The 5,938-nt window shown below is 73.8% G+C and carries 6 protein-coding genes; all 6 read right to left on the bottom strand.

The window, feature by feature from the left end:
- Nucleotides 1-168: 168 nt before the first annotated feature.
- Nucleotides 169-327, bottom strand: a complete 159-nt coding sequence (locus tag CTKZ_RS22075) for a DUF6760 family protein (protein ID WP_013769342.1) — start codon at nt 325-327, stop codon at nt 169-171.
- On the bottom strand, nt 324-785 hold the full coding sequence (locus tag CTKZ_RS16655; protein ID WP_124343994.1) for a hypothetical protein: 462 nt from the start codon (nt 783-785) through the stop codon (nt 324-326). The genes CTKZ_RS22075 and CTKZ_RS16655 overlap by 4 nt, the downstream gene beginning before the upstream one ends.
- Nucleotides 785-1,234 carry a phage tail protein gene (locus CTKZ_RS16660; RefSeq protein ID WP_124343995.1) on the bottom strand — a complete coding sequence of 150 codons (450 nt, stop codon included), beginning with the start codon at nt 1,232-1,234 and terminating at the stop codon, nt 785-787. Before CTKZ_RS16660 ends, CTKZ_RS16655 begins: the two co-directional genes overlap by 1 nt.
- Nucleotides 1,235-1,265: 31 nt before the next feature.
- Nucleotides 1,266-2,840 (bottom strand): phage tail sheath family protein, encoded by a 1,575-nt coding sequence (locus CTKZ_RS16665; RefSeq protein ID WP_124343996.1) that lies wholly within the window; start codon nt 2,838-2,840, stop codon nt 1,266-1,268.
- A gap of 140 nt (nt 2,841-2,980) precedes the next feature.
- Nucleotides 2,981-3,718 carry an eCIS core domain-containing protein gene (locus CTKZ_RS16670; RefSeq protein ID WP_124343997.1) on the bottom strand — a complete coding sequence of 246 codons (738 nt, stop codon included), beginning with the start codon at nt 3,716-3,718 and terminating at the stop codon, nt 2,981-2,983.
- A 132-nt stretch (nt 3,719-3,850) separates the two neighbouring features.
- Complete coding sequence (locus tag CTKZ_RS16675; protein ID WP_124343998.1) at nt 3,851-5,878, bottom strand: ATP-binding protein; 2,028 nt, start codon at nt 5,876-5,878, stop codon at nt 3,851-3,853.
- Nucleotides 5,879-5,938: the final 60 nt, after the last annotated feature.

Below are 5,938 nucleotides of genomic sequence, written 5' to 3' on the forward strand. Positions count from 1 at the left end.
GCCGTGGCGGCCGCGGCCGGAGCCGCCGACGCGCCCGCCGACGCTCCCGCCGACGGTCCGGCGCCAGGTGCCGCGCCCGCCACGACACCGGCACCCGGGTGCGACGCGCGCGTCCCGGGGTCGGCGACGGGCGGGACTCCAGCGTCCCGCTGCCACGGCCAGCGCACGTCAGCGCTCCTCGCTCATGCGGCGGTTGATCGCCGCGATCTCCTGGACGTAGGCGAGCCGCTGCGGGTGCTCGAGGTCGAGGATCTCGTCGTGGGACCAGTGGAAGTGGTAGGCGACGTACGCGACCTCCTCCCGGATGCGGGCCGGCGCGTACGTCACGATTCCCCCAGGCGCCCACCGGAGATGTCGACGTCGAAGCGGTGCCGGCACGACGGGCACGTCACGGCGGCGCGCGTGTGCCCCTCGGCGTTGATGCGGCGGTACAGGTCCTGCAGGAACGCGACGTCGGACGCGAACATGTTCTCGACGACGCTCTGCGTGACCGCGCCGAGTGTGCCGAGCGACGTGATGACGCGGCTCAGCAGCACGACCGTCGTGTAGGCCGGGTTCTCCTGCACGCGCGCGTCGTACAGGGGCAGCAGCTCGTCGCGGGCCGTCGCGAGCCGCATGGTGCCGTGCCGGTGCAGCACGCCGTCGCCGTCCAGGTACCCGCGCGGGAGCTGGAAGTCGAACTCGGTGCGCAGCGCGTCCCGCCGGACGGCCGAGGCCGACGGTGTGCCGGCGGGCACCTCGTCGACCTCGGGCGCGTCCAGCTGGACGGGCAGGGAGCGTCGCATCAGGCGAACTCCATCTCGTCCCAGCAGACCGTGAACGTCTCGGACAGCGGCTCGGTGGACCCGGCCTTGAGGGTGCCGCCGAGCTCGACGTCCTTGACCCACACGTTGCGGAAGTTCATCCGCTTGAGCAGCTGGTTGTCGGACGTGTAGATCGCGACCTCGGCCGTCTTGCGGGCGTCGGCGAGCTTGCCCTCGAAGACCGCCTTGAGCCAGTCCGTGACGGTCGTCGAGTCGGTGAGGCCGCGCTTGACCTTGAACTCGCCGGCCTTCTGGCGGCCCATCATCTGGCGCGTGACGAACTTCCCGTCGGACGCCTGCTGCTGGTAGGTGACCTTGTCGACCTCGGCCTTGAGCCCGCTGACCTCCATGACGTGCGGGATCTGGATGCCGTCGATCTTCACCGAGAACGAGTACGCGGTGGCGAGGTCGAAGGTGTCGGGGAGTGCCATGTTTCACCGTTCCTGTGGTCGTCGGGACCGGTCACTCGCCGACGAGGCTCGTGCCGCCGGAGAACTGCGAGAGCTGGAAGATCACGAACTCGGCGGGCTTGACCGGCGCGACCCCGATGCGGCAGACGACCTGGCCCGCGTCGATCCCCTCGGCGGGGTTCGTCTCCCGGTCGCACTGGACGAAGAACGCCTCCTCGGGGCTGAGCCCGAACAGGGCGCCCTTGCGCCACTCGTTGACGAGGAACGCGGAGATGGTCCGGCGGATGCGGGCCCACAGCGCGTCGTCGTTCGGCTCGAACACCACCCACTGGGTGCCGATGAGGATCGACTCCTCGAGGTAGTTGAAGAGCCGCCGCACGTTGACGTACCGCCAGGCCGGGTCGGACGACAGGGTCCGGGCACCCCAGACGCGCACCCCGCGGCCGGGGAACGTGCGGATCGCGTTGATCCCCACCGGGTTGAGCAGGTTGTGCTCGGCGCGCGTGATCTGCGTCTGCAGCGTGATCGCCCCGCGGACGACCTCGTTCGCGGGCGCCTTGTGCACGCCGCGCGTGTCGTCGTTGCGCGCCCAGATGCCGGCCATGTGGCCCGACGGCGGCACGAACTTGTTCGAGCCGGACGCGGGGTCGAACACCTTGATGTACGGCCAGTACAGCGTCGCGTACTTGGAGTCGTAGCCCGCGGTGTCGACGCGCCAGTCTTTGATCGCCTGCGGGCCGAGCCCGGGCGGCGGGTCGAGGATCGCCATGCGGTCGCCCATGAGCTCGCAGTGCGCGATGACGGCGAGCTGCACGGCCTGGAACGTCTCCAGGTCGATCGCGCCCTGCTCGAGCGCGGCGACGAGGTCCGGGACGGCGACGATCGTGATCTCGTCGATCGCCTCCAGGCCCGAGAACCCGGTGCGGTCGGCCGCGTCGCCGATGTAGTCGTCGGCGCCGAGGTCGCCCGTGGCGGGCGGCTCGGGCTCCGGCTCGGGCTCGACGAGGTCCGCGATGCCCTTGTCCGGCTTCGCGAGCGCGCTGCCGCTGGCGAGCTCCTCGATCGTGACGAGCTTCGACTGCGCGTTCACCTTGGTCGCGACGTTGTCGTCGCCGCGCTTGGTGGTGACGTGGTCGTACGTCTCGGTCGCCTTGCCGTCGACGTGGATGACCAGCTTGAAGTGGTCGTCCGGCGGGTTGTCGCCGCCCGGCTCGGCCACCTCGACGCTGAGCTTCTTCGTCTTCGGCGCCTTGTCCGACGCCGACACCTTGTACGCGCCCAGCACGGCCTGCGGGACCGCGGGCAGCGCCTTCGGCGAGGTGCGGGTGCGCGGCTGCGCCTCGGGGTCGTCGGCGGCGGCACCGTCGGCGCCGATCCGGACCACGTAGGCGTTCGAGCCGCCGTTGAGGAAGTACCCGTACACGGAGTGCGCGAGGTACGAGTTCGGCAGGAAGTCGCCGAAGGTCTCGGCGTACTGCGTCCAGTTCGAGACGAGCGTCGGCGTGTTGAACGGTCCCTTCGCCGCCAGGCCGACGAACGCGGCGACGGACGTCCCGACCCCCTCGATGGGCCGGGTGCCCGCCTCCACCTCCTCGACGTAGACGCCGGGTGACAGGTAGGTCGGCATGTCCCCTCCTTCGGGCACAGGGAGTCGTACTGGTCAGCGTGCTGCGGGCGGTCGGGAGGGCGGTGGTCCGCCCGGACGCCCCTGAGGGCCGGTGTGGTTGCCCGATCGGGCGTCGGCGCGAGCCGGACGTCCGTGCGGGCTCAGCCCTCCTCCATCTCCTCCTCGGCGGCCTCCTCGCGCTGGACGAACGAGCCCTGGACCTGCTCCTCCTCCGCCGGCTCCTCCTCGTCCTGGCGTTGCGCCACGACGGTGGCGTCGGCGGCGCGGGCGGCGTCGGGGGAGGCGGTCGCGGCGGCCGGCGCGGGGTCGGCCATGACGCGCTCGGCGTTCGCGGCGGCGGCCGTCTCGTACCGGTCGCCCGGGTCGGAGACGCTGATGCCGCTCCCCGTCGGGGTGCCGTCGACGGGTCCGCTGCGCTGCTGGACGACGTGCGTCAGCTCGTGCGCGAGCGTCGTGCGGCCCGCCGTGGACGTCGGGTCGTACGCGTCGCGCTGGAACACGATGTCCGAGCCGACGGTGTACGCGTGCGCCCCCACCGAGCGCGCCGAGTCGGACGCCGCCCCGTCGGTGTGGACCCGGACGTCCCCGAAGTCGGCACCGAGCCGGCCCTCCATGTCCGCGCGCGTGTCCGCGTCGAGCGGGCGGCCGCCGCCGGACCCGACGACGTCGAGCACGGGCGAGCGCTCCTCCTCGACCAGGCCCGCCGTCGACGCGTTCCCCGCGGTCCGCTGCAGGTACGTGAGCCCGCTCGCGTCGAGCCGGTCCGGGCGTCCCTCCGCGAGCGCGCGCGCGACGACCGGGGCGGTGTCGCGCTCGTCGGCGCGGGCGGCCTTGGGCCGCAGCGTCTCGGTGCCCTCCAGGTGGTCGTGGCTGTGCATCGTCGGCCCCTCTCGACGCAGGTCCTCCTCGACCCGCTCGAGGCTGCCACCGCACGCCGCCGCCCGGCAGGAGCGCCCGGTCCACCCCGTCGGGCACTCCGCTCGGCCCGATCGGGCAGGGCGGCCCGGAGGTCAGGCGAGCAGGCTCCAGTAGTGGCCGAACTCGCTGGGCAGGGTGAGACGCCCGAGCTTGCGGTACTCGCGGTACACCGCCGCGACGACGTGACGCATCGCGACGGTCCCGCCGTCCTGCGCGGCGAGGTACGCAGCGGTCACGGCGGCGGACCGGATGGCCCCGCCGGCGAGCTCGAAGGCGTCCGCGCAGAACGTCAGGTCGACGTCGGGGTCGCGCGGCACCCGGACCCCGAGGCTGCGGTCCCACAGGGCGACGCGCTGCCCGGCGTCGGGCACGGGGAAGTCGACGACGACGTCGAGTCGGCGGATGAACGCGTCGTCGATGTTCGCGCGCAGGTTGGTCGCGAGGATCGCGAGCCCGTCGAACGTCTCCATGCGCTGGAGCAGGTACGCGGACTCGATGTTGGCGTACCGGTCGTGCGCGTCCTTGACCTCGCTGCGCCGCCCGAACACGGCGTCGGCCTCGTCGAACAGCAGCACCGCGTTGACCCCGGCGGCTCCGGCGAAGATCCGCTCGAGGTTCTTCTCGGTCTCGCCGATGTACTTGTCGACGACGGTCGCGAGGTCGACGACGTACAGGTCGAGCCCGAGCTCGTGCGCGACGACCTCGGCGGACATCGTCTTGCCCGTGCCGGAGTCGCCCGCGAACAGCGCCGCGACGCCGTGCCCGCGCCCGCCGCCGGGACGCATGCGCCAGTCGCCGAGCACCTGCTCGCGGAACCGTGCGCGCGTCGCGACCTCCTGCAGCGAGCCGAGCACGTCGGGCGGCAGCACGAGGTCGTCCCAGCCGACCGCGGGCTCGATGCGCCGGGCGAGCCGTTCGAGCGCGGTCCCGTTCTCGGCACGTGCGCCGACGCGCACGTGCTCGGCGGTGAGCCCGCCGTCGAGCGTGGCCTGCTGCCGCGCGGCGCGCGCCGCGCGCGTGACCTGCTCGGGACGCAGCAGGTAGGGCGCGGTCGTGCGCGCGGTGTCGATCGGGTCGCCGTCGGACGACCCGTCGGTCGACCGGCCGAGCGACTGCTGCCAGAGCGTCGTGCGCTCGGCGACGGTCGACGGCGGCACGTCGAGCAGCAGCGGCGGCCACTCGCTCCACGTCGGGTCCCACGTCGTGCGCCCGACGACGAGCACGGGCGACGCGGCGAGCAGCGCCCGCGACGCGCGCGGCTGGTCCGTGAGCGGCTCCGTGCCGATCACGACGAGACCCGCGCCCGTGAGCAGCGCCTCGCGCGCCGCGGTCCGGGCGATGGTCTCCGGGTCGGGCACGGCCGCGACCGCGGCACCGTCGACGACGAGCGCACCGCGTCCCGCGGCCTGCAGCGCCCGGACGGCGAGCACGCGCCCGGACCCGGTGGGCGGCTCCCGCAGGTAGACGAGCGGCGCCCCGGCGGACAGCGCGGCGACGAGCCGGCCCGGGTCGCCCCACGGCACGTCCTCGTCGTCGACCAGCACCGACGCGAGCGCGGGGTCGGGCGCGTCGTCGCCGAGCAGGTGCCCGACGACCCGGTCGGGCACGCGCAACGGGCGGCCCGGCAGCGGCCGGTCGGGGTCTTCGACCTCGAGCAGCCCGCCGCGCACGAGAGGGCCGTGCTGCAGCCGGTGCCGCCCGGACGCCGACGCGAGGGGCACGCCGCACAGCGCGAGCGCGACCGCGGCGGACGGCCGTCGTCGCGTCACGTCGTCGTTGAGGTAGCCGAAGAGCTGCTCGAACCGCACGTCGACCTCGCACGCGAGTGCCACCAGCAGCAGCTCCACGTCGAGGTCGTCGAGCGCGAACGCGCGGGTCAGCGTGCGCAGCCGCAGCACGTGGCCCGCGGCCTCGGCGGCGTCGGCGGCCTGCTCGGCCGCGCGCGTCCGGTCGTCGACCTCGGCGGACAGGACCTCGGTGCCGTGCCCGGCGAGCAGCCGGTCGACGGTCTCGTCGTTGAGGTACAGCCCGCGGAACGGGTCGTCGGGCTGCGGGTCGCCGACGCGCCGCCGGGCGACGAGCGCCCGCACGCGCTCCTCGACGGCCGCGAGCCGGGCCAGGACGTGCGCGGTGCTCGCGTCGCCTGCCCGCGCGGCTCGGGGTCCGGCACCGGCCGCGAC

Origin of the sequence: Cellulomonas algicola (assembly GCF_003851725.1) — a bacterium.
Taxonomy (GTDB): domain Bacteria; phylum Actinomycetota; class Actinomycetes; order Actinomycetales; family Cellulomonadaceae; genus Cellulomonas; species Cellulomonas algicola.

What these genes read in the sequence shown, in the direction of transcription:
- CTKZ_RS16655 (WP_124343994.1), bottom strand. Translation starts at nt 785, where the DNA reads ATGCGACGCTCCCTGCCCGTCCAGCTGGACGCGCCCGAGGTCGACGAG.
- CTKZ_RS16660 (WP_124343995.1), bottom strand. Translation starts at nt 1,234, where the DNA reads ATGGCACTCCCCGACACCTTCGACCTCGCCACCGCGTACTCGTTCTCG.
- CTKZ_RS16665 (WP_124343996.1), bottom strand. Translation starts at nt 2,840, where the DNA reads ATGCCGACCTACCTGTCACCCGGCGTCTACGTCGAGGAGGTGGAGGCG.
- CTKZ_RS16670 (WP_124343997.1), bottom strand. Translation starts at nt 3,718, where the DNA reads ATGCACAGCCACGACCACCTGGAGGGCACCGAGACGCTGCGGCCCAAG.